This window comes from Niveispirillum fermenti, from assembly GCF_048066175.1.
GTDB classification, from domain to species: domain Bacteria; phylum Pseudomonadota; class Alphaproteobacteria; order Azospirillales; family Azospirillaceae; genus Niveispirillum; species Niveispirillum fermenti.
In genome coordinates this window covers 1-256 of sequence record NZ_JBLTXA010000154.1, presented here as the reverse complement: position 1 = coordinate 256, position 256 = coordinate 1, and the positions used below count along the sequence as shown (strand labels likewise).

The following is a 256-nucleotide window of genomic DNA, read 5'->3' as shown; positions in this document are numbered from 1 at the left end:
ACCGGCCAGGGACAGCACCAGCAGCGTGGGCCGCCTGAAGAACATGGACACCGTCTCACCAAAGCCGGCCCTGGCCATCGGCTGATGCGGCACCGCGGCAGGCGCGGGCCGGTCCAGGCCGCCGCGCTTTGGCTCGCGGATGGTCAGCCAGACGGCGGCGGCGGCGGCGACGCCGATCAGGCCCAGCACGACGAAGGCGCTGCGCCAGCTATAGGCCGCGGCGATGGAGGCGCCGAAGGCCACGCCCAGCGCTTGT

The 256-nt window shown here is 73.4% G+C and carries 1 protein-coding gene; it reads right to left on the bottom strand.

What is annotated here, in order from left to right; all coding sequences use genetic code 11:
* Window positions 1–256: MFS transporter (locus ACM9LZ_RS26120; protein ID WP_416622418.1), on the bottom strand; the 256-nt coding region annotated here is incomplete at both ends.